Source organism: Subtercola boreus (genome assembly GCF_003399635.1).
In the GTDB taxonomy this organism is placed as follows: Bacteria; Actinomycetota; Actinomycetes; order Actinomycetales; family Microbacteriaceae; genus Subtercola; species Subtercola boreus_B.
Genome location: NZ_NBXB01000027.1, coordinates 244,145 through 269,874, shown reverse-complemented (window position 1 = coordinate 269,874; position 25,730 = coordinate 244,145). Strand labels below are relative to the sequence as shown.

General features: G+C 66.8%; 22 protein-coding genes and 1 other RNA gene. 10 read left to right on the top strand and 13 right to left on the bottom strand.

The features are described from left to right. Positions 1-62: 62 nt before the first annotated feature. The 3 genes from B7R22_RS09070 (at position 63) to rnpB (ending at position 2,182) form a co-directional block, all read left to right on the top strand. Positions 63-908: a Nif3-like dinuclear metal center hexameric protein gene (locus tag B7R22_RS09070; protein WP_116411421.1), complete on the top strand. Its 846-nt coding sequence runs from the start codon at positions 63-65 to the stop codon at positions 906-908. Positions 909-997: 89 nt separating this feature from the next. Beyond that, positions 998-1,732, top strand: a complete 735-nt coding sequence (locus tag B7R22_RS09065) for a zinc ribbon domain-containing protein (protein WP_116411420.1) — start codon at positions 998-1,000, stop codon at positions 1,730-1,732. A 42-nt stretch (positions 1,733-1,774) separates the two neighbouring features. Beyond that, positions 1,775-2,182: RNase P RNA component class A (gene rnpB, locus B7R22_RS09060), an RNA gene on the top strand. Positions 2,183-2,184: 2 nt separating this feature from the next. Here rnpB and ppgK read toward each other — a convergent pair. After that, on the bottom strand, positions 2,185-3,012 hold the full coding sequence (gene ppgK, locus B7R22_RS09055; protein ID WP_116411419.1) for a polyphosphate--glucose phosphotransferase: 828 nt from the start codon (positions 3,010-3,012) through the stop codon (positions 2,185-2,187). 47 nt (positions 3,013-3,059) lie between these two features. Next, a complete protein-coding gene (gene map / locus B7R22_RS09050; RefSeq protein WP_116411418.1) occupies positions 3,060-3,938 on the bottom strand; it encodes a type I methionyl aminopeptidase in 879 nt (292 codons plus the stop codon). Between the two features lie 36 nt (positions 3,939-3,974). Between map and B7R22_RS09045 the strand changes: the two genes are divergently transcribed. Next, positions 3,975-4,160 (top strand): SPOR domain-containing protein, encoded by a 186-nt coding sequence (locus tag B7R22_RS09045; protein ID WP_116411417.1) that lies wholly within the window; start codon positions 3,975-3,977, stop codon positions 4,158-4,160. Positions 4,161-4,284: 124 nt separating this feature from the next. On the opposite strand, the gene B7R22_RS19185 is transcribed toward B7R22_RS09045, so the two are convergent. The 6 genes from B7R22_RS19185 to B7R22_RS09010 all read right to left on the bottom strand — a co-directional run bounded on the left by B7R22_RS19185 (position 4,285) and on the right by B7R22_RS09010 (position 9,851). After that, positions 4,285-4,632, bottom strand: a complete 348-nt coding sequence (locus B7R22_RS19185; RefSeq protein ID WP_116411416.1) for a hypothetical protein — start codon at positions 4,630-4,632, stop codon at positions 4,285-4,287. A gap of 268 nt (positions 4,633-4,900) precedes the next feature. Further along, positions 4,901-5,809 (bottom strand): hypothetical protein, encoded by a 909-nt coding sequence (locus B7R22_RS09035; RefSeq protein WP_116411415.1) that lies wholly within the window; start codon positions 5,807-5,809, stop codon positions 4,901-4,903. A gap of 335 nt (positions 5,810-6,144) precedes the next feature. Further along, a complete protein-coding gene (locus tag B7R22_RS20070) occupies positions 6,145-6,270 on the bottom strand; it encodes a hypothetical protein (RefSeq protein ID WP_301182605.1) in 126 nt (41 codons plus the stop codon). An 84-nt stretch (positions 6,271-6,354) separates the two neighbouring features. After that, positions 6,355-6,870 (bottom strand): hypothetical protein, encoded by a 516-nt coding sequence (locus tag B7R22_RS09020; protein ID WP_116411412.1) that lies wholly within the window; start codon positions 6,868-6,870, stop codon positions 6,355-6,357. A 333-nt stretch (positions 6,871-7,203) separates the two neighbouring features. After that, positions 7,204-8,022, bottom strand: a complete 819-nt coding sequence (panB, locus tag B7R22_RS09015; RefSeq protein ID WP_116411411.1) for a 3-methyl-2-oxobutanoate hydroxymethyltransferase — start codon at positions 8,020-8,022, stop codon at positions 7,204-7,206. An 80-nt stretch (positions 8,023-8,102) separates the two neighbouring features. After that, entirely contained in the window at positions 8,103-9,851 is a 1,749-nt protein-coding gene (locus B7R22_RS09010) for an NAD+ synthase (RefSeq protein WP_116411410.1), read from the bottom strand. A 55-nt stretch (positions 9,852-9,906) separates the two neighbouring features. On the opposite strand from B7R22_RS09010, the gene B7R22_RS09005 reads away from it, so the two are divergent. From B7R22_RS09005 to B7R22_RS19175, 4 genes are all read left to right on the top strand, one after another. Continuing rightward, positions 9,907-11,244, top strand: coding sequence for a glutamine synthetase family protein (locus tag B7R22_RS09005; protein WP_116283241.1), 1,338 nt, complete (start codon positions 9,907-9,909; stop codon positions 11,242-11,244). A 10-nt stretch (positions 11,245-11,254) separates the two neighbouring features. Continuing rightward, positions 11,255-14,272 carry a bifunctional [glutamine synthetase] adenylyltransferase/[glutamine synthetase]-adenylyl-L-tyrosine phosphorylase gene (locus tag B7R22_RS09000; RefSeq protein ID WP_116411409.1) on the top strand — a complete coding sequence of 1,006 codons (3,018 nt, stop codon included), beginning with the start codon at positions 11,255-11,257 and terminating at the stop codon, positions 14,270-14,272. Between the two features lie 35 nt (positions 14,273-14,307). After that, positions 14,308-15,480 (top strand): heavy metal-binding domain-containing protein, encoded by a 1,173-nt coding sequence (locus B7R22_RS08995; RefSeq protein WP_116411408.1) that lies wholly within the window; start codon positions 14,308-14,310, stop codon positions 15,478-15,480. A 109-nt stretch (positions 15,481-15,589) separates the two neighbouring features. Beyond that, the gene (locus B7R22_RS19175; protein WP_172582281.1) at positions 15,590-15,748 is read left to right on the top strand and encodes a hypothetical protein; all 159 of its coding nucleotides are present in this window, start codon (positions 15,590-15,592) and stop codon (positions 15,746-15,748) included. Positions 15,749-15,832: 84 nt separating this feature from the next. Here B7R22_RS19175 and glnA read toward each other — a convergent pair whose 3' ends face one another. After that, a complete protein-coding gene (glnA, locus tag B7R22_RS08990; RefSeq protein WP_116283239.1) occupies positions 15,833-17,257 on the bottom strand; it encodes a type I glutamate--ammonia ligase in 1,425 nt (474 codons plus the stop codon). Between the two features lie 162 nt (positions 17,258-17,419). Between glnA and B7R22_RS08985 the strand changes: the two genes are divergently transcribed. Further along, positions 17,420-17,845, top strand: a complete 426-nt coding sequence (locus B7R22_RS08985; RefSeq protein ID WP_116411407.1) for an RDD family protein — start codon at positions 17,420-17,422, stop codon at positions 17,843-17,845. A gap of 34 nt (positions 17,846-17,879) precedes the next feature. Here B7R22_RS08985 and B7R22_RS08980 read toward each other — a convergent pair whose 3' ends face one another. Then, positions 17,880-20,054 (bottom strand): glutamine synthetase III family protein, encoded by a 2,175-nt coding sequence (locus B7R22_RS08980; protein ID WP_116411406.1) that lies wholly within the window; start codon positions 20,052-20,054, stop codon positions 17,880-17,882. Between the two features lie 132 nt (positions 20,055-20,186). Further along, positions 20,187-20,909, bottom strand: a complete 723-nt coding sequence (locus B7R22_RS08975; RefSeq protein ID WP_116411405.1) for a DUF4191 domain-containing protein — start codon at positions 20,907-20,909, stop codon at positions 20,187-20,189. 188 nt (positions 20,910-21,097) lie between these two features. Here B7R22_RS08975 and B7R22_RS19170 point away from each other — a divergent pair, with 188 nt between their 5' ends. Next, a complete protein-coding gene (locus B7R22_RS19170) occupies positions 21,098-22,522 on the top strand; it encodes a hypothetical protein (RefSeq protein WP_172582280.1) in 1,425 nt (474 codons plus the stop codon). 39 nt (positions 22,523-22,561) lie between these two features. Here B7R22_RS19170 and sucB read toward each other — a convergent pair whose 3' ends face one another. Both sucB and lpdA read right to left on the bottom strand, forming a co-directional pair. Continuing rightward, positions 22,562-24,088, bottom strand: a complete 1,527-nt coding sequence (sucB, locus tag B7R22_RS08960; RefSeq protein WP_116411403.1) for a 2-oxoglutarate dehydrogenase, E2 component, dihydrolipoamide succinyltransferase — start codon at positions 24,086-24,088, stop codon at positions 22,562-22,564. A gap of 175 nt (positions 24,089-24,263) precedes the next feature. Continuing rightward, positions 24,264-25,658, bottom strand: coding sequence for a dihydrolipoyl dehydrogenase (gene lpdA / locus B7R22_RS08955; protein ID WP_172582279.1), 1,395 nt, complete (start codon positions 25,656-25,658; stop codon positions 24,264-24,266). Positions 25,659-25,730 lie beyond the last annotated feature (72 nt).

Genomic DNA, 25,730 nt, shown 5'->3' with positions numbered 1-25,730 from the left:
GAACCGCCCCTCAGAGAACGGAAGGATTCGACAGAACAGGGGTCGGCCCTAGAATCGGTGACGTGGATTCCTCAGCTCCCCGCCTCACCCTCCGGCAGGCCAACGACGTCATCGAACGCCTTTGGCCCCTCGGGAATGCCGAGAGCTGGGATTCGCCCGGGCTGCTGAGCGGCTCGCCGGACGCCGTGGTGACGAGCATCCACCTCGCCGTCGACGCCGTCGCCGAGACGGTCGACGAGGCGCTCGAGCTGGGTGCCGATCTGCTTCTCGTGCACCACCCGCTGCTGCTCAGAGGAGTCACGTCGGTCGCCGAGACGACCTACAAGGGTTCGCTACTGGCCCGGCTCATCCGTGGCGGGTGCGCGCTCGTCGCAGCCCACACGAACGCGGACATCGTCGAGAATGGCGTCTCCGACGTCATCGCGACCAGGCTCGGCCTCGCGGATGCCGTGCCCATCGTGCCCGCGACCGGTGCGTCAGCTGTGCCGGGCACAGGCATCGGCCGCGTCGGCGACCTGGCCGAGCCCACCAGCCTCGGGCACCTCGCGCTGAAGCTCGCGGAACTGCTGCCCGCCACGGCGACCGGCATCCGCGTCGCCGGTGCGTACGATCATCCGGTGACGCGCGTCGCTCTCTGCGGAGGAGCAGGCGACTCGCTGCTCCGGGAGTCTGCCGTACGCACTGCGGATGTCTACATCACCTCGGATCTCCGGCACCACCCGGCATCGGAGGCGCGGGAACAGGCCGCCCTCGGAACAGGCCCCGCACTCATCGACGTGTCACACTGGGCGAGCGAGTGGTTGTGGCTCGACGTCGCGGCTGCCGAGTTGCGGCACGCCCTGGCGGGAGTCACGGTCACGGTGAGCGAGCTCCGCACAGACCCGTGGGACTTCGTCGTGACGCAGTAGTCCCTGCCAGGCATCCACGGGTCGCATCCGCCACGACATTCCAGACAATACTTCAGACAGAACTCCATACAGAACCGAAGGATCCCCTCATGAAAGCACCTGTCTCAGAGCAACGGTCGCTGCTCGACCTGCAGGCCGCCGACACACGCCTCAGCCAGCTCGGGCACCAGGCGAAGACCCTCCCGGAGCTGAAGCGGCTCGCCGAGCTGAAAGACCAGATCGGAACCGTGTCGCACAGGCTCTCCTCGGTTCGCGGTGAACTCGAAGACGCCGAACTGGAGATCTCTCGGGTCGAGTCCGACGTCGCCATCGTCACCATTCGCATGGAGCGCGACCGTTCCCGGCTGCAGACGAGCACCTCCACGAAGGACATCCAGGGCCTCGAGCACGAGATCGCGTCGCTGCTGAAGCGCCGCAGTGACCTCGAGGACATCGAACTCGCCGTGATGGAGCGCATCGACGAGATCAACTCCCGTCTCGCGGTGGTCACCGAGGAGATGGGCGCGCTGACGGCCGAGCAGGATGCCCTCCGAACCCGTCGCGACGCCTCCCTCCTGACGCTCGACTCCGAGCGGAAGGGCGTGCAGCTGAACCGTGACCTCATCGCGGGGGCGATCGGCGACGAACTCCTGGCCCTCTACGACCGGCAGCGGGCGCGCTACGGAATCGGCGCTGCCCTCCTCACCCGCGGCGTGTCGATGGGCAGCAACGTGAAGCTGCACGAGAGCGACCTGGCCAAGATCCGCCTGGCGGCGCCGGATGACGTGGTGCTCGATCCCGACAGCAGCTGCATCCTCGTGCGCACGGAGGAGTCCGGCCTCTGACCGGATCGATTCGATCGGGCCGGGTAGACTGGGCCACGCGAAAGGGTCGGCAAGACGGTCGCGTCGGCTCGAGCATCCGTTCTGCGGATGGGACAGCCGCCGAGGAACGTCCGGGCTCCGTAGAGCAGGGCGGTGGGTAACACCCACCCGGGGCAACCCGAGAGAACAGTGCCACAGAGAACAGACCGCCACGGGCGCCGCTTGCGGGGTCCGGGGTAAGGGTGAAACGGTGGTGTAAGAGACCACCAGCGGCCATGGTGACATGGCAGGCTCGGTAAACCTCGCCCGGAGCAAGGTCAGACAGAAGGCGATACGGCTGCTCGCCGTGCCTTCGGGTAGACCGCTGGAGGCGTGCGGCAACGTACGTCGTAGATAGATGGCCGTCCATGGGCGCGCGCGCTTCGGCACGCACGCCCAAGACAGAACCCGGCGTAGCAGTCGGCCCTTTCGCCTTATTTCAGAGAAGTTGCGCTTTCGCCCGGCTCGCCGACCAGCTGGTTCGCGTTCGGGAGCACCTTGGGCTCGAGCGCGAGGCTCGCGGCACCCAGGATGCCCGCGTTGTTGCGGAGCGTCGCAGGGACCATCGGCGTGTTGATCGAGATCTTCGGCAGGAACTCCTGGTAGCTCTTCGACACGCCGCCGCCGACGATGAACAGGTCGGGCCAGAGCAGCTTCTCGAGCTCGGCGTAGTAGGTCTGCAGGCGTGCGGCCCACTGCACCCAGTTGAGGTCGTCGCGCTCCTTGGCCGCATACGAGGCCTTGTGCTCGTAGTCGCCACCGTCGATCTGGATGTGCCCGAGCTCGGCGTTCGGGATCAGCACGCCGTTGTAGATGATGGCCGTGCCGATTCCCGTGCCGAGCGTCGTCATGATGATGAGGCCGTTCTTGCCCTTGGCCGCGCCGTAGCGCACCTCGGCGTAGCCCGCAGCATCGGCGTCGTTCACGAACGTGATGTCCCGCTTCAGGGCGTCTTCGAAGAGCTTCTCCGCCTCGAGCCCGATCCACTTCTTCGACACATTCGCGGCCGACATGGTCTTGCCGTTCTGCACCACCGCGGGAAAGTCGATGCCGATGGGGGCGTCGGCGGGAGCATCCGTCAGCTGTGCAAGCAGTTTCTCGACGGTGCCGACGACATCCTTCGGCTTGCCGCCCTCGGGGGTGTCGAGCTTGATGCGATCGCTCAGAAGCTCGCCGGTCGAGGTGTCGACGATCGCACCCTTGATGCCCGTCCCGCCGATGTCGATGCCGATGGCTATCGAAGAGTCCGTGCTGCCAGTCATCGTGTTCCCTCGTTCTCTGTCTCGGCCGTGAGACGCGGCCGGCGGTTCTATTCTGCCGTGTCGGCGAGGGTCAGAACTTCGGCGCCGCGCTCGGTCACCACAAGTGTGTGCTCGAACTGCGCGCTGAGCGAGTGGTCGCGGGTGACCACCGTCCAGCCGTCGTTCCAGAGCTCGTTGTCCTGGGAGCCGAGCGTGAGCATCGGTTCGATGGTGAAGACCATGCCGACCTGGATCTCGTCGTCGAACTGGGGTGCCGAGTCGTAGTGCGGGATGATCAATCCCGAGTGGAACTGCTCGCCCACCCCGTGCCCTGTGTAGTCGCGCACGACTCCGTAGCCGAACCGTTTCGCATACGACTCGATGGCGCGGCCGATGACGTTGATCTGCCGGCCGGGGGCCACGGCCTTGATGCCGCGGTTCATCGCCTCGCGGGTGCGCTCGACGAGCAGGCGCACGTCTTCGGCCGGCTGCCCCGCGACGAAGGTGGCGTTCGTGTCGCCGTGCACGCCGTTCTTGTAAGCGGTGATGTCGATGTTCACGATGTCGCCGTCATCCAGCACGGTGTTGTCTGGAATCCCGTGGCAGATGACCTCGTTCACACTCGTGCAGAGCGACTTGGGGTAACCGCGGTAGCCGAGCGTGGACGGATAGGCACCGTGCTCGATGAGATAGGCGTGGCCGAGGGCATCCAACTCGTCCGTCGTGACGCCAGGCGCGACATGGGCCCCCACGTGCGCGAGGGCGTTCGCAGCGATGCGCGAGGACTCCCGGATGCCCGAGAGCCGTTCGCCCGTGTAGACGTCGCTGCCGCCGCCTTCGTCCGGCTCGCGGCGGCCGACATACTCGGGTCGTTCGATCGCGGCGGGAACGGTTCGGAGCGGGGAGATCCGGCCCGGGGTGAGGTGGCCTGCGGAGTCCTTGGGCATAGGATCTATCGTAGTTCACGACCCCTTGGAGCACTCATGTCAGGCGATCCCTCGAAGCAGTACTGGTACAACACCAACACCGGCGACGTGGAGTTCGGTTACGTCTCACCCGCTCCGGATCGGGTCGGCCCGTTCGAGACGAAGGCCGAGGCCGAACACGCCCTCGAGACTCTCCGTGCGAACTCGGCCAAGTGGGCCGAGGAGGACGCCGCGAACGACTGAGTATCAGGAAGCTTCAGGTTGCGACCCGGAAGATCCGTCCGGTCGAATACCCAGAACGGGAAGAACGGCGTGGGAGGAAGCTCGAGCACCTTCTCGAGCGTGCCGCGGGCGATGTCGAGACGCATCAGGCTCTCCGTCGCCAGATGAAGAACACCCCACGGTATTCGCGGGTGATGCTGAAGGGGAGTGTTTCCGGGGGCACGCTTGCGAAGCGGACGGCGGTCCCGCCTTCGCGCAAGACGACCAGAATGTCACCCGTCCGCCAATCGAGGGCGTACAGGCGTCCCCGAGTGTCGGCGCTGAGCGCGATCGGCTTAGAGCCGAGGGGAAACGAGGCGAATGTCTCCGTCAGTTTTCCCTCCCCACTGATCTTCGAGATGGTGCCGGCGCGATCATTCGAGCAGTAGACCGCACCGCGGGATTCCACGAGAGCGGTCGGCCAGCTCGTGTTGGCGAGCGCGAAGTGTTCCACGGTGCCGTCGGCCGGGTCGATGCGATGCGATGAATGCTGTCCGGTTTGTGAGTCGCCACCCAGACCGATCCGGAGGCGGCGGCCAGCATGGCGTGGATGGCGACATCCTTACCTGAAGCGACCGCATAGCGATGTCGAACAGTTCCCCGGGCATCCAACTCGATGACCGAGGAGGCCAGGTCGCAGGCGACGAACAGGTGCCCGCGGCGGTCGGAGGCCGGGTGGGCCGGGCGGGTCTCCTCTCCGAAGTCGGCGAAGAGTTCGATTCTCACGGGAGGCTCAGCCTGATCATCGAACCGGCGAGGAAGCCCACGGCCAAGACTGCTCCGTCGGCTCGCACGGTGCAGTCTGTCAGGGCGAGACGCTGTTCGGGAAAGCCCTCGATCGAGGAAGTAGTCAGGTCTCCTGTCGGCGACAGCGTGGTGACGGCATTCTGATCGAACGAGGGCAGGTACGCCGTTCCCTCAGGGGCGATCTCGATGACGTGAGCCGCCAGTGATTCCGGCCGCTCCTCCCCGGTGATGTGCGTCACGCCGGTCGCGAGCTCCAGCTGGGCCACACTTCCGTCGGCACCGCTCGCGATCAGTCGGCGGCCGTCAGCCGAACAGGCAAGGGCAGAGCTGGGAACTCCGTCACGCGGAGTCCAGAATCCGACGTCAGTCGTGCCGTCTGGACTGATCCGGTCGATGCGGCAAGTCGTCCAGTCTGCGACGTAGAGAGTGCCGGCACGATCGACCGCGACTGCGGAGGGGTCGAGGTCGAACTCGAGCGCGACGCGGCTCACCCCGTTGCCCTGCTCGGTGTCAACGCGGAGGAGGAAGGTCATGCTGGTTGCGGCGATGTACGCGCGGCCGTCAGCGCCAACGGCCAGCGCCGTCGGCGAGACATCCGCCGGCAGCAGAATCGAGACGGAACGCGCGCTGTGCGAATCGATCAGAACGATCGAGGGGGGATCTGAAGCGAGGAGGCAGAGCTGGTCCTCGGGAGTGATCGACATCGTCTCGACCGCTCGGACGCCATCGGGGAGCGGATGAATCGACAGACGATTGCCGAAGTGGTCGAGCTTCACCACCGGATCACCCTCGGCGAAGGCCACGAACAGAGCACCCGCTCGGTCGGTCACTGTCGCCGTCGGGAAGCTCAGACGACCGAATTGGGCGAAGACCGTGCCGAGCATACCTCCATCATAGTCGAGGAGACCTCATGTCAGCTGTGCGCGACCAGATGCGGATTCGGGCGGTCGCGTAGTCGGCAGCGGAGAGCCGGCCGCTGGGGTCCAGCGCGCACGACCACAGCGCGCACGACCACAGCGCGGTGTCATCGCCACCGAAGTCGAGGATGTCCATCTGGGGCACGTCACCCGGGGTGTATCGCGAGATCAACGAGCAGGGCTTCGAGCGCGAACGGTACTGCCGGCGAAACCGGGAATCGTTCGACGAGGTCACCCGTGGCAGAGAGTCATTTTTGTGTGGCTGTGGCGGGTCGGGGCGGTCAGGGTTTCGAGGGTCGGAGTCAGATCCGCAGGATCTGGCCACGCGAGTAGTCGGCGACGACGAGCCGCCCCGCTGGGTCGTAGGCACAACACACGATGTGGCGATCTCCGAGGTCCACCGTTCGGGAAACTGTCGGCGTGGACATGTCGACACTCATCACCATGCCCCCTCCGCCGGCGACCGAGAATTCGCCATGCGACTCCGCCATGCCGAACGCGGTGAAGGGCGACTACGGGTAGTTCAGGATCTCCGCGAGGGCGCCGTCCCCTGTTTCAAGGCGGAAGAGCCCTGAGCCTGCTGCGATGAAGACCGCTCCCTGGTGTTCGTCCGTCATGGCGACCGGCATTGTGCGAAGCGGCAATCGCGCGCACTCCTGCGTTGTTGTCTCGCCACCGTGGCCGGCGGAGCCATCGGCCGCAATCTGCAGGATCGCGCCCGTCTGCCAGTCCGCTGAGTAGAGCGTGCCGTCCGTGCCTGCGCTGAGGGCGATCGGCTCGGCGCCGAGCGGCAGCTGCACGAACACCTCGGTGAGCCCACCATCCGGGCCCACTCGCGTCATCGTTCCGCTTTGCGTGGTCGCCGCGAAGATCGAACCCCGGCTCTCGACCAGGGCCGAGGGGCTGATGTCGGCTGCGAGCGGGTACGTGACGAGCGTGCCATCGCCGGGGGAAATCCGGTGAAGGCTCGACGGCCGATGGCTCGCCACCCATACTGAGCCATCGGATGTCGCCAGCAGCGCCTGCACGGCGAACTCCTCGCCGGGGGCGATCCCGTGGCGGCGGAGACGGAGCCCCGGGCATCCACCTCGATCACAGACGACGTCAGGTCGCAGGCGACGAACAGATGCCCCCGGCGGTCGAAGACCATGTGAGCTGGGCTGGTCTCCCAGCCGAGATCGGCGAAGACCATGCCCAACATCCCCTCATCATAGACGAGGAAGATTCATCTCAGTCTCGCGCGGCCGGGTCAGCCTCGAAGGAAGGTGCGCGCCCGACCAAGGGACGCAGGTCGCGCCAAGGGACGGGCGTCAGGACGATTCGGGTCCCTTCGCCCAGCTGGGAGAGTCTGCTCGGGGCGGTCAGCCCTCGTACTCGTGCTCGGGGGCCGGGTAGGCGCCGGAGGCGACGTCGGCGCGAAAAGCGGTGACGGCATCCGTCAGCACCTGAGTGAGGTTCGCGTATTGCTTCACGAAGCGGGGGGTACGGCCCTGCGAGAAGCCGGCGAAGTCGGTCCAGACGAGCAGCTGGCCGTCGGTGTTCGGGCCCGCACCGACACTGATGGTCGGGATGCGGAGCTCCTTCGTGATGCGGCCGGCGATGTCGCTCGGAACCATCTCGAGCACCACGGCGAACGCCCCCGCGTCCTCCACGGCGTGGGCGTCGGCGAGCAGCGCCTCGGCGCCTTCACCCCGGCCCTGGATGATGTGCCCGCCGAGGCCGTGCTCACTCTGCGGGGTGAAGCCGATGTGGCCCATCACGGGGATGCCGGCATCCACGATGCGCCGGATCTGCGGGGCGCTCCGCACCCCGCCCTCGAGCTTCACGGCATGTGCGTTCGACTCCTTCATGAACCGCACAGCGGTGTGCAGGGCGTCGTCGGGGCCACCTTCGTAGGACCCGAACGGCATGTCCGCGATCACCAGGGCGCGCTTCGCTGCACCGGCGACGGCGCGCGTCAGGGGAATCAGCTGATCGACCGTCACCGACAGCGTCGTCTCGTTGCCGAAGACGTTGTTGCCCGCCGAGTCGCCGACCAGCAGGAAGTCGATGTCTGCAGCGTCGAAGATCGCTGCCGAGAGCTGGTCGTAGGAGGTGAGCCCCACGATCGGCACGCCGTTCTCCTTCGCATTCTGGAAGTGCCGGGTGCGTACGCGCTTTCGGGGGGACTGCTCCGTCATGCCCTCAGTCTACCGAGGGCAAGTGAGACTCCCGCGGTCAGGTGAGACGTGCGTCGGCGTCTCACCTGACCGCGGGGGTCTCAAGAGACGGCGGTCGGGCGGTAAGTGATCGGCAGGCGGCGGTCGCGCCCGAAGGCCGTCCGCGAGATCTTCGTACCGATAGCGCTCTGGCGACGCTTCCATTCGGAATGGTCGACGAGACCGATGATGCGGTCGACGACATCGGCGTCGAAACCGCGGGCGACAAGCTCGTCACGGCCGAAGCCGCCGTTGATGTAGTCCTCCAGCAGAGCATCCAGGATCTCGTACTCGGGCAGCGAGTCCTGGTCGGTCTGGTCGGGCCGGAGCTCGGCCGACGGCGGTTTCGAGATCGAGTTCTCGGGGATCGGCGGGGTTTCTCCGCGCCGCGCCGCAAAGGAATTCCGCCAGCGCGCCAGCTCCCAGACCAGCATCTTCGGAACGTCTTTCAGAGGTGCGAAGCCGCCCACCGAATCGCCGTAGATCGTCGAATAGCCGACCGCGAGTTCGCTCTTGTTGCCCGTCGTGAGCACGAGGTGGCCCAACTGGTTCGAGAGCCCCATCAGGATGATGCCCCGGATGCGCGCCTGCAGGTTCTCGGCCGCGACACCGTCGAGCGCGAGCTGGGTCTCGATGGGCTGCACGAGATCGGCGATCGCCTGGGTCTCGTAGTGCACGCCGATCCGCTCGGCGAGGTCGTCGGCGTCGGAGCGCGAGTGATCGCTCGACCAGCGACTCGGCATCGACACGCCGTACACGTTGGCCGCCCCGATAGCGTCGGCGGCGAGCACGGCGCAGACGGCCGAGTCGATGCCGCCGGAGAGCCCGAGGACGACCGAGCGGAATCGGTTCTTCCGCACGTAGTCGCCGAGGCCCAGCACGAGCGCGTTCCAGACCTGCTCGAGTTCGTCGGGCACGACGGCGATGTCGGAGGTGAGCGCGGTCTGCGGCGAGGAGGAGCCGGTGGCCGGCAACGAGAGCGTCACCCGCGCGACATCCGGCGGCAGATCATCCAGCGTCGCCGCTTCGGGGTCGATGTCGACCACGAGCAGGTGCGGCTGGAACTGGGGTGCGCGCGCCAGGATCTCACCGGCGGGGGAGACCACCACGCTGTCTCCGTCGAAGAGCAGGTCGTCCTGGCCGCCCACGATGTTCACGTAGGCGACGATCGTGTCGTTCTCCTTCGCGCGCCGCACCACGAGCGGCAGCCGCACCTCGTTCTTGTCGCGCTCGTAGGGCGAGGCGTTGATGACGAGCAGCACCCCGGCATCGGCGGAGGCGACCCGGTTCACCGGCCCGCCGTCACGCCAGAGGTCCTCGCAGATGATGAGCGCGACGTCGACCCCGCGCATCCGGAGCACGAGGAGTTCGTCGCCGGCGATGAAGATCCGGTACTCGTCGAAGACCGAGTAGTTCGGCAGGTGATGTTTCGCGTAGCGCGCCTTGATCTCACCGTTCTGGATGATCGAGGCCACGTTCTGGGCGATCGCCGTCGGCGCGTTCGTGGTGGTGAAGGCGCGGGGCTCGAAGGGCCCATCGGGATGCCCCACCACGACCACGATGTCGCCGAGGCCGGCCGAGGCGAGCTCCGTCGCCAGCGCCGCGACGCGGGCGCGGCAGGCGGCAAGGAACGACGGCCGGGAGGCGAGGTCTTCGATGGGGTAGCCCGAGAGGGCCATCTCCCCGAACGCGACGAGGTCGGCCCCCGCGTCCCGGGCGCGGCGGACCGCGGCGACGATCTCGGCAGAGTTGCCTTCGAGGTCTCCGACAATGGGGTTGGTCTGGGCCAGCGCTAAGCGAAGTCTCGGCATAGCCACTAGCCTAATAGTGGCAGAACCACGTGCCGGAAAGAGGTAACAACCGTCGATGGATAAGCAGCGCGACTTCGTTCTTCGTACCATTGAAGAACGCGGTGTCAAGTTCGTTCGGCTGTGGTTCACCGACGTGGTCGGCACCCTCAAATCCGTGGCCATCGCCCCCGCAGAGGTCGAGGGGGCCTTCGCCGAGGGGCTCGGTTTCGACGGCAGCGCCATCGAGGGCCTCACCCGCTCGTTCGAGGCGGATGTGCTCGCGCATCCTGATCCCACCACCTTCCAGATCCTGCCGTGGCGGGGCGAGGTCGACCCGACGGCGCGCATGTTCTGCGACATCACAACGCCCGACGGGCAGCCCGCCGTCGCAGATCCTCGCAACGTGCTGAAGCGCACCCTTGCGAAGGCCGGGGATCGCGGGTTCTCGTTCTACACGCACCCCGAGATCGAGTTCTACCTGCTGAAGTCGTCGAAGTACGGCCCCGACGGCCCCGAGCCCGTGGACAAGGCGGGGTACTTCGACAACGTTCCGGGCGGTACCGCGCACGACTTCCGTCGCCGGTCGGTGCGGATGCTCGAAGACCTCGGCATCTCGGTGGAGTTCAGCCATCACGAGGCCGGCCCCGGGCAGAACGAGATCGACCTGCGCTACGCCGACGCTCTGACGACGGCCGACAACATCATGACCTTCCGCACCGTCGTGAAGGAGGTGGCGATCGAGCAGGGCGTCTATGCGACCTTCATGCCGAAGCCACTCTCCGGGCATCCGGGATCGGGGATGCACACCCACATGTCGCTCTTCGAGGGCGACTCGAACGCGTTCTTCGAGGCCGGGGCCGAGTATCAGCTGTCGAAGATCGGCCGTCAGTTCATCGCGGGGCTGCTGAAGCACGCCCCCGAGATCACGGCCGTCACGAACCAGTTCGTGAACTCGTACAAGCGGCTCTGGGGTGGCGACGAGGCGCCGAGCTTCGTCTGCTGGGGCCACAACAACCGTTCCGCACTGGTGCGTGTTCCGCTCTACAAGCCGAACAAGGGGCAGTCGTCCCGCGTCGAGTACCGGGCGATCGACTCTGCAGCGAACCCGTACCTCGCGTACTCGCTGCTGCTCGCTGCCGGGCTCAAGGGCATCGAGGAGGGCTATGAGCTGCCGGCCGAGGCCGAGGACAACGTCTGGAGCCTCAGCGACACGGAGCGCCGCGCGCTTGGCTACAACGCTCTGCCCGCGAGCCTCGACCAGGCCATCGGCGAGATGGAGAAGTCGGAGCTGGTGGCGGAGACCCTCGGCGAGCACGTCTTCAACTACGTGCTTCTGAACAAGCGTCAGGAGTGGGCCGCCTACCGCGACCAGGTCACGCCGTTCGAGTTGCAGAGCAACCTGGAGATGCTGTAGCGAGGCCCCGATGGCACGCATTCAGGGCCCGCTGAGCCTCACCGAACTGGCCAGGGTCGGCTTCTCCGAACTGTCCGCGGCGACGCGTGATCTCGAACTGGCGAGCGAGCTGGGCTCGGTCGCGATGGATGATCTGCTCGCGTCGCTCCGACTGACAGCCGACCCCGACCAGGCACTGACCTACCTCGTGAGGCTGTTGCGGTTGCCGGCGACGCCCACGGTGTCATTGCTCGCCGAGGAACCGACGCGCACGCGCCTGCTGAGGGTCGTCGGCGCGTCCGCCGGGTTCGGTGACTTCTTCCTCCGGCACCCCGAGGAGCTCGGAGCGCTGGCGGAGCGCATCTCGCGCCTGCCGACGGCTGACGAGCTCCAGGATGACCTCTTGAACTCCGTCGCAGCCGTCGACGGGTTCGCCACCGTGCAGGGCGGCGGCAGTTCGGGCGACGGCGACTGGACCCTCCTCCGCATCCGCTACCGCCGCGTGCTCGCCCAGATCACCGCGTACGACCTCGAGCAGTCCGACCCCGTCGCGGGCGTCGGTGCGATCGCCCACACCCTCGCCGATCTGGCGGCGGCCGCGCTCGACGCCTCGCTGGCGTGTGCGCGCAGCCGGGCATCCACTCGGGGGCGGAGCCGGTGGGTGTTCGCACACGACGAGGTCGCTCTGACGAGGCTGGCGATCATCGGCATGGGCAAGTCGGGCGCCCAGGAACTCAACTATGTGAGCGACGTCGACGTGATCTTCGTCGGCGAGGGTGACGAAGATGCGGGGCTCAGTACCGGCAGGGCGATCGACATCGCGACCGCCCTGGCCATGATGACCATGCACGGCATCATGGAGACCACCATGGAGCCGCCGCTCTGGGAGGTCGACCCGAACCTCCGTCCGGAGGGCAAGGCGGGCGCGCTGGTGCGCTCGCTCGAATCGCACCTCGCCTACTACGAGCGCTGGGCGAAGAGCTGGGAGTTCCAGGCGCTGCTGAAGGCGCGGCCTCTGGCGGGGGATCAACTGCTCGGTGCCCGGTACGTCGAGGCGGTGGCTCCCAAGGTGTGGACGAGCGCGTCGCGGGAGGGGTTCGTCGAGTCGGTGCAGAAGATGCGCCAGCGGGTCACCGACCACATCCCCGCCGACGAGGTCGACTACCAGCTGAAGCTCGGCCCCGGTGGGCTCAGGGACATCGAGTTCACCGTGCAGCTGCTGCAACTCGTTCACGGGCAGAACGATCCGCTGGTGCGCCAGGCCGGCACACTCGCGGCCCTGCCCGCGCTGGCCGACCAGGGGTACATCGGGCGCGTGGAAGCGCACGAGTTCGCCCACGACTACCGGGTGCTCCGCCTGATGGAGCACCGGCTGCAGTTGCGGCGCCTGAGTCGCACGCATCTCGTTCCGCGCGACGAGTTCGGCCAGCGGGTTCTGGCGCGGGCGACCGAGCTCGCGGCCAGCGCACCGGCGCTGCTCGAGATCTGGAACGCGATCAAGGTGCGGGTGCGCACCCTCCACGAGCGGCTGTTCTACCGTCCGTTGCTCGCTGCCGTCGCCGCTCTCGGTCCCGACGAGATCAGCCTCACCAGCGAGCAGGCCACCGCGCGCCTCGCTGCGATCGGGTTCCGCGACCCGAAGGGCGCGCTCGGGCACATCCGGGCAATGACGGCCGGGATGTCCAGGCGCGCCGCGATCCAGCGCCACCTGCTGCCCGTGATGCTGCAGTGGTTCGCGAACGGAGCAGACCCCGACTACGGCCTGCTCGCCTTCCGGCGGCTGAGCGACACGCTGGGCGAGACGTACTGGTTCCTGCGGATGCTGCGCGACTCCTCAGGCGCCGCAGCTCGTCTCACGCAGGTGCTCTCGGGCTCGCGATTCGCGGCCGAACTGCTCGAACGGATCCCCGAGGCGGCCGCGTGGCTGGAGAACGACCACGAGCTGCGGCCCCGCCCGTTCGAAGTGCTCACCGGCGAGACCGACGCGATCATCGCTCGCCACGACACCCCTGATGCGGTGGCCGCGGCGCTCAGGTCGGCCCGCCGGCGGGAGGTGCTTCGGCTCGCCTGCGCAGCGATCCTCGGCCTGGTGACGGTGCAGGAGCTCGCCAAGGGGCTGACGGACATCACCACCGTGTTCCTGCAGGGAACGCTGAACGCGATCCGTGGATCCGCTGCCCTGTCACGCGGTGACGGCATCGAGTTCGCGGTCATCGGCATGGGGCGCTACGGCGGGCGCGAGATCGGTTTCGGATCGGACACCGACGTGATGTATGTCTACCGCGCCGTCTCCGTCGACATCGAAACCGCCCAGTCGGTCGCGCGTTTCATCGTGAACGAACTGGTGCGGCTCACCGAGGACCACCGTCTCCCCCTCGAACTCGACATCGATCTCAGGCCTGAGGGGAAGAACGGGATCGTCGTGCGGTCGCTCGACAGCTACCGCGCCTACTACAAGCGCTGGTCGCTGACCTGGGAGGCCCAGGCGCTGCTGCGCGCCAGGGGAGTCGCCGGCGACGTTTCCCTGATGCGCGCATTCGAGGCCGTCGCCGACGAGGTGCGCTACCCGCGCGCCATCGAGGAGAACGCGGTGCGCGAGGTCAAACGCATCAAAGCGCGGGTGGAGAAGGAACGGCTGCCGCAGGGAGCGGATCCGGCCCGCCATCTGAAGCTCGGCCGGGGGTCGCTGAGCGATGTCGAATGGTACGTGCAGCTGCTCCAGCTCGAGCATGGGGCCGAGCATCCGGAGTTCCAGACCACGTCGACCCTCGATGCCCTCGATGCGGAGGTCAGAGCGGGGTACGTGAACGAGGAGGATGCGGCGAAACTCAGGGAAGCGTGGATCTTCGCGTCGCGGGCCCGTTCGGCGATGACTCTGTGGATCAACCGCACGGTGGATGTGCTTCCCTCCGACCGGCGGCAACTCGAGGGTGTTGCGCGGCTCCTGGAGTATCCGCCCGGCTCGGCGACCGCGCTCGAAGAGGACTACCTCGCCGTGACCCGCCGCTCGCGAGCGGTCTTCGAGCGGGACTTCTACGGCGCGCTGTAGGCTGAGTCATACTCACGTACTTTGAAGGAATCCCGATGACCGACCCCGGCTCCACTCCTCTCAGGAAGTCCGTGCTGAGCGGCCTGTCCGGCAACGAGATGTACTGCATCGACCTGCTGGGCTACCACCCCGGCAATCTGCTCGTCGGCAACAGCGTCTTCTCCCGCGGGTTCCTCGGTTCCCTCAGCGCGGGGTTCCGGGGGATGGTGGGCGGTGAGGTCACCGCGATCACCGACATGATCACCCAGGGTCGACACCTCTCGATGCAGCGGCTCATCGCCGAGATGCAGCAGAGCCAGGGTCACGGGGCCACGAGCGTCACGACGGAGCTGATCTTCCACGCCCAGAACATCGAGTTCCTGTCGGTGGCGTCGACCGTTCACCAGAAGGCGGGAGCACCGGATGTCGCGTTCACGACCTCGAGCGACGGCCAGGAGCTGTTCTGCCAGATCGACGCGGGTTACCAGCCGATCTCCTTCGTCATGGGCAACGTCGCCTACTCCATCGGTGTCGGGCGAGGCATAGCCGGTGCCTTCCGACAGCTCGCCCGCGGTGAGGTGAAGGAGTACAGCGATCTCTTCAGCCAGACCCGCAACCTCGCACTGCAGCGAATCGTCGCCGAGGCGCAGTCGGTGGGCGCCAATGCGGTTGTCGGCATCACGACGAACATCCTGCCGTTCGGCGGCACGGCTGTGCAGGAGATGCTGATGGTCGGCACGGCCTCGAGGCACGACATGTCCGATCCGGCTCTGTCGGCGATGGGGGTCGTCACGAGCGACCTGACCGCCGAAGAGATGTGGAGCCTCGCGCGGATCGGCTACGCGCCGATGAAGCTCGTCATGGGCACCTCGGTGTACTCGCTCGGCCTCGTCGGCGGAATCACCTCGGCGTTCAAGAACTTCGTCAAGGGCGAGATCAGCGAACTGACGCAGCTGATCTACGGCGCCCGCGAGGAGTCGCTGGCCACAGTGCAGCAGCAGGCCACGGAAGTCGGTGCAGACGATGTGATCGGCATCAAGACGTACGTCTACGACCTCGGCGGCGGGCTGATCGAGTTCCTCGCCATCGGTACGGCCGTCAAGCGTTCGACGGTGGCCTCCACCCGCTCGGAGCAGCTTCCGCCCCAGGCGATCATCCGCGATCGCGACACGTTCTTCAATTCCGCGGAGGCTGCGTACGGGGTCACGCTGACACAGAACCAGCAATGATTCCGGCACAATTCATTGCGCGGAGCAAACGGTCTTCTCGACGGCTCCGAACAAACACTCTGTGAAAGCGTCCAGACTCCTCAAATCCCACCGCCGTGCGCAGAGACTCGTGAAGACAGAGGCAGAGGCGTCAGCTGAGCGGGAGGTGGAGCAGGGGCTCCGCGAACTCGGCCGGATGCGCCGTCACGGTTCCATCTCCGAGACCGAGTTCGTCTCCCGCCGGAGCGCCCTCATGCTGCCGGTGATCGAGCGGCCTGTGCTCGGCTAGCGCAGGCGTTCCGTCCGGACACGCAGAAACGGGGCCGCCCTCTCCAGAAGGAGGAGCGGCCCCGCTCGGTCTGCAGAGGTGTGACTACACGCCGTAGTAGAGCTCGAACTCGAACGGGTGCGGGCGCTGGGCGATCGGCTTGATCTCGTTCTCGCGCTTGTACTCGATCCAGGTCTCGATCAGGTCCTGGGTGAAGACGCCGCCCTTAGTCAGGAACTCGTTGTCGGCTTCGAGAGCCAGCAGGGCCTCGCCGAGCGACGCGGGAACCTGGGGGATGTTCTTCGCCTCTTCGGGCGGAAGCTCGTAGAGGTCCTTGTCGACCGGCTCGTGCGGCTCGATGCGGTTCTGGATGCCGTCGAGGCCGGCCATGAGCTGCGCGGCGAACGCGAGGTAGGGGTTGCCCGATGCATCCGGGGCCCGGAACTCGATGCGCTTCGCCTTCGGGTTCGTGCCGGTGATCGGGATACGGATTGACGCCGAACGGTTGCCGGCCGAGTAGACCAGGTTCACCGGAGCTTCGAAGCCCGGAACCAGACGGTGGTACGAGTTGACGGTCGGGTTCGTGAAGGCAAGCACCGCGGGGGCGTGCTTCAGGAGTCCGCCGATGTACCAACGGGCGATGTCGCTGAGCCCGCCGTAGCCGGCCTCGTCGTAGAACAGCGGGGTGCCGTCGTTCCAGAGCGACTGGTGGGTGTGCATGCCCGATCCGTTGTCGCCGAAGAGCGGCTTCGGCATGAAGGTCGCCGTTTTGCCCCATTGGGCAGCCGTGTTCTTCACAATGTACTTGAACTTCAGGATGTCGTCTGCCGCGTGCACCATGGTATCGAAGCGGTAGTTGATCTCGCCCTGGCCGGCGGTGCCCACTTCGTGGTGCGCACGCTCGAGGATGAGGCCGGAGTCGATCAGTTTCAGCGAGATGTCGTCGCGGAGATCGGCGTGCTGGTCGACCGGGCTGACGGGGAAGTACCCGCCCTTGAAGGGGGTCTTGTTGGCGAGGTTGCCACCCTCTTCTTCGCGGCCGGAGTTCCAGGCGCCTTCGCTGGAGTCGACGGAGTAGAAGCTCTTGTTCTGCTTCACTTCGTAGCGCACGTCGTCGAAGATGTAGAACTCGGCCTCTGGGGCAAAGAACGCGGTGTCGGCGATGCCGGTGGAGGCGAGGTACTTCTCCGCCTTCTTGGCAACCTGGCGCGGGTCGCGGGAGTAGATCTCACCGTTCCGCGGGTTGTAGATGTCGAAGATGACGATCAGGGTGCGCTCGACGCGGAACGGGTCGATGTAAGCGGTCGAGACATCCGGGATGAGCTGCATGTCGGATTCGTGGATCGACGCGAACCCACGAATCGACGAGCCGTCGAACATCTGGCCGACGGAGAAGAAGTCCTCGTCAACTGTCGAAGCGGGAATGTTGAAGTGCTGCTGCACGCCGGGAAGGTCGGTGAAGCGGATATCAAGGAACTTGACGTCGGTGTCCTTGATGAACTTGAGCACCTCGGAAGAATCACTGAACATTTGAGAGACTCCAAATGGCTTGGTACTGAATGGCTTGGATGTGCTCAGTTGTGAACACAACTTCCGTCAGGGTATCGCGAAGCCATTACTCCGCCGTGTCACGATTGTTTCGGGCATGTTACGTGCAGGGTCGTCAAAGCGACGTGTCCTAGACTCGCACGCGTGTCGAACGTAAAGCCCCCGTCCCGCTGGTCTGGCGCTGCACCGAGCAAATGGCCCGGCGAGCGGCTGGGTTTCCCTGATGAGGGTCGTGGCTCTGTCGGCCGACCGGGGCGGCGCATCTTCGCGCTCCTGATCGACTGGGCAGCCTGTTTCGTGGTGTACGCCGCTTTCTTCTTCCAGAATCCATGGGCATCGACCATCATCTTCATGGTCGAGCAGATCGTGCTGATCGCGTTCACGGGCGGGGGATTCGGCCACCTGATCCTCGGCCTCCGCGTGGTGAAGGTCGACGGCACCTATGCGGGATGGTGGCGCCCGATCATCCGCACCGCCCTTCTTGTGCTCACGATTCCCGCGCTGATCTGGGACTCAGACCAGCGCGGGCTCCATGATGTGTTCGCGGGAACGGTGTTGGTGCGCAGGTAGCGGCGACGGGCATCCGCATGCCCGCGACGGCGGCCTACAGGATGAAGAGCATCTCCTGGTAGGTCGGCAGGGCCCAGAGGTCGTCGGCGACGATCTCCTCGAGCGTGTCCGCCGCGGCGCGCACCGCTGACATGGCGGGCAGCAGGGCGTTCCTGGCGTGCTCGGCCTCGGCCAGCGCTTCGTGGTGGCTGTCGTCGTCGAGCGCGTCCTTCAGCACCACGAGTGCCGCACGGAGCTCGGCGAGAGGCACCGAGACCACATCGAGCGTCGAGGTATCGGTCTCGACCCCCGCCGCCTTGAGGGCGCCGATGTTCAGGGCGAGTTCGGTCTGGTGGCGAACGGCCGCCGGCAGCACGACGGTGGTCCCCAGCTCCAGCGTCAGGCGCGCCTCGACACCGATCGTGAGCGTGTACTGCTCGAGGCCGATCTCGTACCGGCTGTGCATCTCGCGGTGGTTGAAGACCTTGTACTTCTCGAAGAGTTCCATCGCCGGCTCGGTGATGAGCTCGGGCAGGGCATCCAGCGTCGTCTTCAGGTTCGCGAGCCCGCGTTTCTCTGCCTCGATCGGCCAGGCATCGGCGTACCCGTCGCCGTTGAAGACAACGGAGCCGTGTTCGTTGATGATCTCGGTGAGGAGCGTCTGAACGGCCTGGTCGAAGTCGGTGCCCTCGGTCACGGCGGCCTCGAGGTACGTCGCCATGTAGTCGAGCGAGTCGGCCATGATCGTGTTGATGGTCGTCATGGGCCCCGCGACCGACTGCATCGAACCGGGCGCGCGGAACTCGAACCGGTTGCCGGTGAAGGCGAACGGGCTGGTGCGGTTGCGGTCACCCGGATCGGTCGGCAGCACCGGCAGCGTGTCGACTCCGATGACCATCTTGCCCTTGCCCTTCGAGCTCGTGGCCGGGCCTTTCGCGATCTGCTCGAACACGTCGGCCAGCTGGTCGCCGAGGAAGATCGAGATGATCGCCGGGGGAGCCTCGTTGGCGCCGAGGCGATGGTCGTTGGTCGCGCTGGCGACGGATGCCCGGAGGAGCCCCGCGTACGTGTGCACGGCACGGATGACGCCCGCACAGAAGACCAGGAACTGCGCGTTCTCGTGGGGTGTGTCGCCAGGCACGAACACGCTGCCGACCTGGGAGTTGCCAAGGCTGAAGTTCACGTGCTTACCGGATCCGTTGACGCCCTGGAACGGCTTCTCGTGGAACAGGCACTCCATGCCGTGCTTCTTGGCGATGGTCTTGAACGTCGTCATCAGCAGCTGCTGGTGGTCGGCCGCGAGGTTGGCCTTCTCGAACATCGGGGCGATCTCGAACTGGCCGGGAGCGACCTCGTTGTGGCGGGTCTTGGCCGGGATCCCGAGCTTGAAGAGCTCGCGCTCTGTGTCCATCATGAAGCCGAGCACGCGCTCTGGGATCGCGCCGAAGTAGTGGTCGTCGAACTCCTGGCCCTTGGGGGGTTTGGCGCCGAACAGGGTGCGGCCCGCGTTCAGCAGGTCGGGGCGGGCGAGGAAGAAGTGCCGGTCGACGAGAAAATACTCCTGCTCGGGGCCGCAGTACGACACCACGTGTTCGGGATCCGTGTGTCCGAAGAGGGTCAGGATGCGCTCGGCGTGGGTGCCCATCGCCTGCTGCGAGCGGAGCAGCGGCGTCTTGTGGTCGAGGGCCTCGCCGGTCATCGACACGAAGACGGTCGGGATGCACAGGGTGTTGCCGTTCGGGTTCTCGAGCACGTAGGCGGGGCTCGTGACATCCCAGCCGGTGTAGCCGCGGGCCTCGAACGTGTTGCGGAGTCCGCCGTTCGGGAAGCTGGACGCATCGGGTTCACCCTGGGTGAGGGTCTTGCCCGCGAACTCGGCGAGGGCCGTACCGTCGCCGATCGGCTCGAAGAAGCTGTCGTGCTTCTCGGCAGTGAGACCGGTCAGAGGGTAGAAGACGTGCGCGTAGTGGGTGGCACCCTTCTCGAGCGCCCAGTTCTTCATCGCACTCGCCACGGCGTCGGCGACAGCCGGATCGAGCATTGCTCCATGCTCGATCGTCGCGGTGACCGATTTGTAGACCGACTTCGGCAGGCGCTTCTGCATGACGACCTGATTGAAGACGTTCTCCCCGAAGATCTCGCCGGGTGCCTCCGAGTCGATGAAGCTGACCGCGGGAGGCACGTAGGCCTCGACGTCGCGAACAGCCTGCAAACGGACCTTGTTGCTCATGTGTGACCCCTTGTGTGCGCGGAGTTCGTCCGCAGGGCGGCTGTATCCGGTGGGGCAAATCTAGGGAGCGCTTGAGTCCGGGTTGTTTCGGATGCGTGACGGTCTGTGACCGGCTGGAGCGGTCAGGACTGCTCAGCGACCGCGCTGCGGGCGGGCCTTCATCGGGTCGACACCTTTAGGGATCGGCAGGTTGCCGGAGCCGAGGGAGGTGAGCCTGTTGCTGACGGCCAGCACCTCGGGCTTGGTGAGGTTCGGTTTGATGCGGTTGAGCTTCGCGGGCACCTTGTGCAGGGGAATCGCGTCGTCGTCGGGCCCGACGTAGAGGAAAGTGACCGGAACATTCGGCAGAACGCGCAACACCTTGCGGCGCTCTTCTTCGAGCATCCGTGTTGTGCGGGACTTCGGTCCCTCGCTGATGAGCACGACGCCTCCCCGGCCGACGGCGCGGTAGACCGCATCCTGCGTCTTGCCGTTGACGGCCACGGGCATCTCGCTGCCCCGCCAGCTGCGCTTCAGCGAGCTGCGGAGCACGGCGCCGACAGCACCCGGCTGGCCGGCGATCTGCCCGTAGGCGGCCGCTTCTGCCCGTCGACCGAGCACGATGAGGGCGATAAGCACGCCGGCGAGAACCCCGGCGACGATCCACATGGCGATCACGAAGCCGTTGCCGTCGCTGAGCAACAGGGCGAGAACCAGGCCGACGGCCACGGGCACGAGGATGCTCAACGCCAGCAGCAGAACGATGTTCTTGTCGTACCGGCGGGTCATCTGGAAGACCTGCCACATCTGCTTGAGGCGGCCGTCCTCCTTCGGCTTCTTGGGAGCCTTCGGGGCTTTGTCTTTGCTTCGTGCCATACATCCATGGTACCGAGTCGGAACGTCGACGGATGCTCGGAAGGCCGCATCCGCTCGTCCACTTGTGGCGCTGTGGGCGAACTGTCCACAGATCCGGGTTCTGGATGCCCGGGTGCCGCTGTATGGCGGCAGGCTCGTCTTCCATGCACCGAACACTCTCCACGCCCCGAACGCTCTCCACGCCCCGGATGACTCTCTCCACCCTGCTGGCCGATCGCCCGATTGCCGCGGGGGAGGCCGTCACCGTGCTCGTGCCGCTGCTCCACACCCTCGATGACCTGCATTCACTCGACTGTACGCACGGCCGGTTCTCAACCGACACGGTGCTGTTCGACGACACGGGACGGGCGACCTTCGACGGCTGGGACGACTGTGTGGAGCACAGGCGCAGTGATGTTCTGGCGCCGTCCTTCCGGGCGGCCATGGTCGACGACTGCCGGCGGTTCGTCGAGCTCGTGCGTCAGGTGGTGCCTGTCGATGCGTCGGCCGCTGGCGCTGGCGGCGCGGGTGGTGTTGGTGGTTCCGGTGGCATCGGCGGTGCTGGTGGTGCCGGCGGTCCCGGAGGTGCCGGTTCGCGCGGGCTCCCGTTCCTCGCTGAGGCGCTGGCCAGGCTGGAGCGTGGGAGGCGGGAGCCGTTCGTGCGGGAGTGCGAGGAATGGTTGTTCGCTCTGGCGGAGCCGTCGGCGGTGCTGTTGTCGCAGCCAGTGCCAGTGCCAGTCACGGTGCCGGTGGTCGGGGAGGGCGGGATTCCCGTCGACGAGGCATACGACTGGGGTTCGGAGAGGGCCGGTGCGCTTGCCGGGGTGCAGGCGGATGTCGATGCGGTGGCCCGCGACGATGCGGAGGCGGATCGCCTTCGGGCGCGCATGCGGTCCGGGCTGGCGGGGGTGGTTGCCTGGGTGCGTCAGCGAGGCGGCTCCGTGGGGGCGTGGGCGGGCGCGCGGGAGAGGGGCCGGCGAGTCCGGCTGCGCACGCTAGTGGTGGCGACCACGGTGTGCGTACTGGCCGTCGTCGGCGCGCTGGTCACGCTGCCGGGCGGCGGTTCCGGAGGCCATGAAACGGGGTCGTCTTCGGCACCCATCTCGGCAGCACCCATCTCGGCAGCACCCATCTCTGCAGCACCCGCATCTGCGGCACCCTCGACGGTGGTCAGGCCGGGGAAGGACACCGCGGCGCCGGCGGCGGGAGCAGCAGGAGAAGCGCGGGGTCCGGAGGTGGCGGCTTCGATCTCCGCGGCGGAATCGGCGGCCGTGGTGGCGGCGGACCCCGTTGCGGCGGCGACCGCCCTTCTCGATCTCCGGGCCCGCTGCCTGGCGGCCAGATCCGAGCCTTGTCTCCAGGGCGCCGAGCAGGCGTTGTCGTCGGTGCTGCAGGCGGACGCGGCGTCGGTGGCCGACGCGCGGGCCGCGGTCCCGACGGGTGTCGACGGAAACGTGGCGCCAGGCGTGGGCGGCATTGTTCCGCCCGGCGTGCTCCGGTTGGTGCAGACCGTCGGGGCCTCGGCGCTCGTGGAGGTGGTGCACGATGACCCACAACGAGAACCGGCCTCGCTCCTTCTGGTGAAGGGCGAGGCCGGTTGGCGTCTTCGGGAGTTGTTCGGTGACTGGCCGTAGGCCTGGTCCCGGACCTCCCTGAGGTTCCGAGGACTGCTCCTAGATTCCGAGCACTGCTTCGAAGGTGCCGTCTTCGAGGCGGTTCTTGACCGCGACGAGGAACCGGGCAGCGTCGGCGCCATCGACGATGCGGTGGTCGTAGCTGAGCGCGAGAAAGACCGTCGAACGGATCGCGATGGCGTCGCTTCCGTCGACCGAGATGACGACGGGCTTCTTCGCGACGATACCGGTGCCGAGGATGGCCACCTGGGGGAGGAAGACGATCGGGGTGTCAAAGAGTGCGCCACGCGAACCGGTGTTGGTGAGCGTGAACGTGCCGCCACCGAGCTCGTCGGGCTTCAGCTTGTTGTCGCGGGTGCGGGCAGCGAGGTCGGCGATCTCCTTGGCGAGACCGGCGAGGTCGAGCTCGCCGGCGTTCCGCACCACGGGGGTGAGCAGACCGCGTTCGGTGTCCACGGCGATGCTGATGTTCTCGTGGTCGGGGTACACGATCGAGTCGCCGTCGATCGTGGCGTTGATGATCGGGTACGCCTTCAGCGCCTCAGCGGCGGCGAGGGCGAAGAACGGCAGGAACGAGAGTTTCGTGCCGGTCTTCTCGGCGAACTGGCCCTTGACCCGGTCGCGGAAGGCGGCGACCTTCGTGACGTCGACCTCGACGACCGAGGTGAGCTGGGCGCTGGTCTGCATCGAGATGACGGCGCGCTCGGCGACCACCTTGCGGAGACGGGACATCTTGACGGTCGATCCGCGGAGCGGAGACGTCTCGAGAGCGACTGGCGCCTTCGCCGCGGCGGGCGCAGAGGCCGGCACTGCCGATGCCTTCGCGTCGACAGCGGCCAGCACGTCTTCCTTGCGGATACGACCGCCGACACCGGAACCGGTGACCGTCGAGAGATCGATGCTGTTGTCGTTGGCGAGCTTGCGGACAAGCGGGGTGACATAACCGGCGTTGCTGCCGGCGGAGTCGGCGCCCGGGGTGGCTGCTGGTGCCGGTGTAGCTGCCGGAGCAGGTGACGCGGCGGCTGCGGGAGCGGCAGCGGCGGGTGCCGGCGGGGCTGCCACGGCGGGTGCCGCCGGTGCTGTCACTGCGGATGCAGGCGCTGGGGGTGCAGGCGATGCGGGTGCAGGCGATGCGGGTGCAGGCGCTGCGGCCGCGGGAGCCGGTTCGGGAGCGGGTGCCGGAGCCGGTGCCTGGGCCTCGGTCGGGGCGTCCACGGACGGGACCTCGGCGGCAGGAGCCTCTGCGGCCGGTGCCGGTGCGGCCTCCGGGGCAGGCTCAGCAGCAGGCTCGGCGGCGGGGGCCTCAGGCTCGGCGGCAGCCGCGCCCGATCCGTCGCCGATCGTGACCAGCGGGGTGCCGACCTCGACGGTCTCGTCCTCCTGCACCAGGATCTGCTCGATGACACCTGAAATGGGAGAGGGGATCTCCGTGTCGACCTTGTCGGTGGACACCTCGAGTAGGGGCTCGTCGACTTCGACGTGGTCGCCCACGTTCTTGAGCCAGCGGGTGACCGTTCCCTCGGTCACACTCTCGCCGAGTGCCGGAAGGTTGACGGATTCGCTCATCGGTTGGTCTCCTCTTCGCAAAAGATTTCAGTTCTGCGTGTTCAGTGTGTCAGTTCGTACAGTGACTCAGTACGAGTTTAGGCGGGCGGCCCTCTCGCGGGGTGTTGCTGCACGGCCCGGAGGTACTGGGCGCGAGCAGCGCCCGCCGCCGCAGGAGCGACGGCGGGCACGGGTACTACATCGCGTGAAGCGGTTTGCCGGCGAGCGCGAGGTGCGCTTCACCGAGTGCTTCGTTCTGCGTGGGGTGCGCGTGCACGAGCGACGCGACGTCTTCGGGGTATGCCTCCCAGTTGACGATGAGCTGGCCCTCGCCGATGAGCTCGCCGACGCGGGCGCCGATCATGTGGATGCCGACCACCGGGCCGTCGTTCACCCGCACGACCTTCACCGAACCGGAGGTGCCGATGATGTGGCTCTTGCCGTTGCCGGCGAGGTTGTAGTCGTACGACGAGACCTTGTCGGCACCGAACTTCTCGGCGGCCTTCGCCTCGGTGTAGCCCACGGAGGCGACCTCGGGGTCGGAGTAGGTGACCTTCGGGATGTTCACGTCGTCGACGACCTGCGGCTTCAGGCCCGCGATCTCCTCCGCGACGAAGATGCCCTGCTGGAATCCGCGGTGCGCGAGCTGGAGGCCGGGAACGATGTCGCCGACCGCGAAGACACCCTCGAGGTTCGTCTGCAGGCGCTCGTTCGTGATGACGAACCCACGGTCGATGGTGATGCCCGCCTCCTCGAAGCCGAGCCCTGCCGTCGACGGGCCGCGGCCGACGGCCACCAGCAGCAGATCGGCCTCGACGGTGGTGCCGTTCTCGAGGGTCACGACGACGCCCTGGTCGTTCTGCGTGACGCTCTGGAAGCGGATGCCGAGCGAGAACTCGATGCCGCGCTTGCGGTAGGCCCGCTCGAACTGCTTCGAGACCGACTCCTCCTCGTTCGGAACGAGGTGGGGGAGTGCCTCGATGATCGAGACCTCGGCGCCGAACGACTTCCACACGCTGGCGAACTCGACCCCGATGACACCGCCACCCAGGATCGCGACCTTCTTGGGGATGTAGTCGAGCGCGAGCGCGGTCTCGCTCGTGATGACGCGGCCACCGATCTCGAGGCCCGGGAGCGTGCGTGAGTACGACCCCGTGGCGAGGATCATGTTCTTGCCGGTGTAGATGTCGTCTCCGACCTGCACCGTCTTGGGGGCGACGAGCTTGCCCTCGCCGCGCACGACCGTGATCTTCCGCGCCTTGATGAGGCCCTCGAGCCCCTTGAACTTGCTCGTGACGATGCCTTCGCGATAGGCGGTCACCGCGGCGATGTCGATGCCGTTGAACGTCGTGTTCACGCCGTACTTGGCGGATTCGCGCGAGACATCCGCTACCTCGGCGGAGTGCAGCAGCGCCTTCGTGGGGATGCACCCGCGGTGCAGGCACGTGCCGCCGAGTTTGTCCTTCTCGACCAGCGCGACGGTGAAGCCGAGCTGCACGGCGCGGAGGGCGGCAGCGTAGCCACCGCTTCCGCCGCCGAGGACGACGATGTCAAAATTGGTTTCCGACACTTGAGAGACTCCCTTATGCATCGAGCTTGGTGACTGCACCCGCGCCTCGGCAGGTGTCTTGACGGCGAGTTATTTTTTCGCCCAACTGAGCCT

Bases quoted from the DNA above. Each gene is read 5' to 3' on its own strand.
- B7R22_RS09065 (WP_116411420.1), top strand. From the start codon at position 998: ATGAAAGCACCTGTCTCAGAGCAACGGTCGCTGCTCGACCTGCAGGCC.
- ppgK (WP_116411419.1), bottom strand. From the start codon at position 3,012: ATGACTGGCAGCACGGACTCTTCGATAGCCATCGGCATCGACATCGGC.
- sucB (WP_116411403.1), bottom strand. From the start codon at position 24,088: ATGAGCGAATCCGTCAACCTTCCGGCACTCGGCGAGAGTGTGACCGAG.
- glnA (WP_116283239.1), bottom strand. From the start codon at position 17,257: ATGTTCAGTGATTCTTCCGAGGTGCTCAAGTTCATCAAGGACACCGAC.
- B7R22_RS19170 (WP_172582280.1), top strand. From the start codon at position 21,098: ATGACTCTCTCCACCCTGCTGGCCGATCGCCCGATTGCCGCGGGGGAG.
- B7R22_RS09000 (WP_116411409.1), top strand. From the start codon at position 11,255: ATGGCACGCATTCAGGGCCCGCTGAGCCTCACCGAACTGGCCAGGGTC.
- lpdA (WP_172582279.1), bottom strand. From the start codon at position 25,658: ATGCATAAGGGAGTCTCTCAAGTGTCGGAAACCAATTTTGACATCGTC.
- B7R22_RS08975 (WP_116411405.1), bottom strand. From the start codon at position 20,909: ATGGCACGAAGCAAAGACAAAGCCCCGAAGGCTCCCAAGAAGCCGAAG.
- panB (WP_116411411.1), bottom strand. From the start codon at position 8,022: ATGACGGAGCAGTCCCCCCGAAAGCGCGTACGCACCCGGCACTTCCAG.
- B7R22_RS20070 (WP_301182605.1), bottom strand. From the start codon at position 6,270: ATGTCCACGCCGACAGTTTCCCGAACGGTGGACCTCGGAGATCGCCAC.
- B7R22_RS08980 (WP_116411406.1), bottom strand. From the start codon at position 20,054: ATGAGCAACAAGGTCCGTTTGCAGGCTGTTCGCGACGTCGAGGCCTAC.
- B7R22_RS09005 (WP_116283241.1), top strand. From the start codon at position 9,907: ATGGATAAGCAGCGCGACTTCGTTCTTCGTACCATTGAAGAACGCGGT.
- B7R22_RS09010 (WP_116411410.1), bottom strand. From the start codon at position 9,851: ATGCCGAGACTTCGCTTAGCGCTGGCCCAGACCAACCCCATTGTCGGA.
- B7R22_RS08995 (WP_116411408.1), top strand. From the start codon at position 14,308: ATGACCGACCCCGGCTCCACTCCTCTCAGGAAGTCCGTGCTGAGCGGC.
- B7R22_RS09045 (WP_116411417.1), top strand. From the start codon at position 3,975: ATGTCAGGCGATCCCTCGAAGCAGTACTGGTACAACACCAACACCGGC.
- map (WP_116411418.1), bottom strand. From the start codon at position 3,938: ATGCCCAAGGACTCCGCAGGCCACCTCACCCCGGGCCGGATCTCCCCG.
- B7R22_RS09035 (WP_116411415.1), bottom strand. From the start codon at position 5,809: ATGCTCGGCACGGTCTTCGCCCAATTCGGTCGTCTGAGCTTCCCGACG.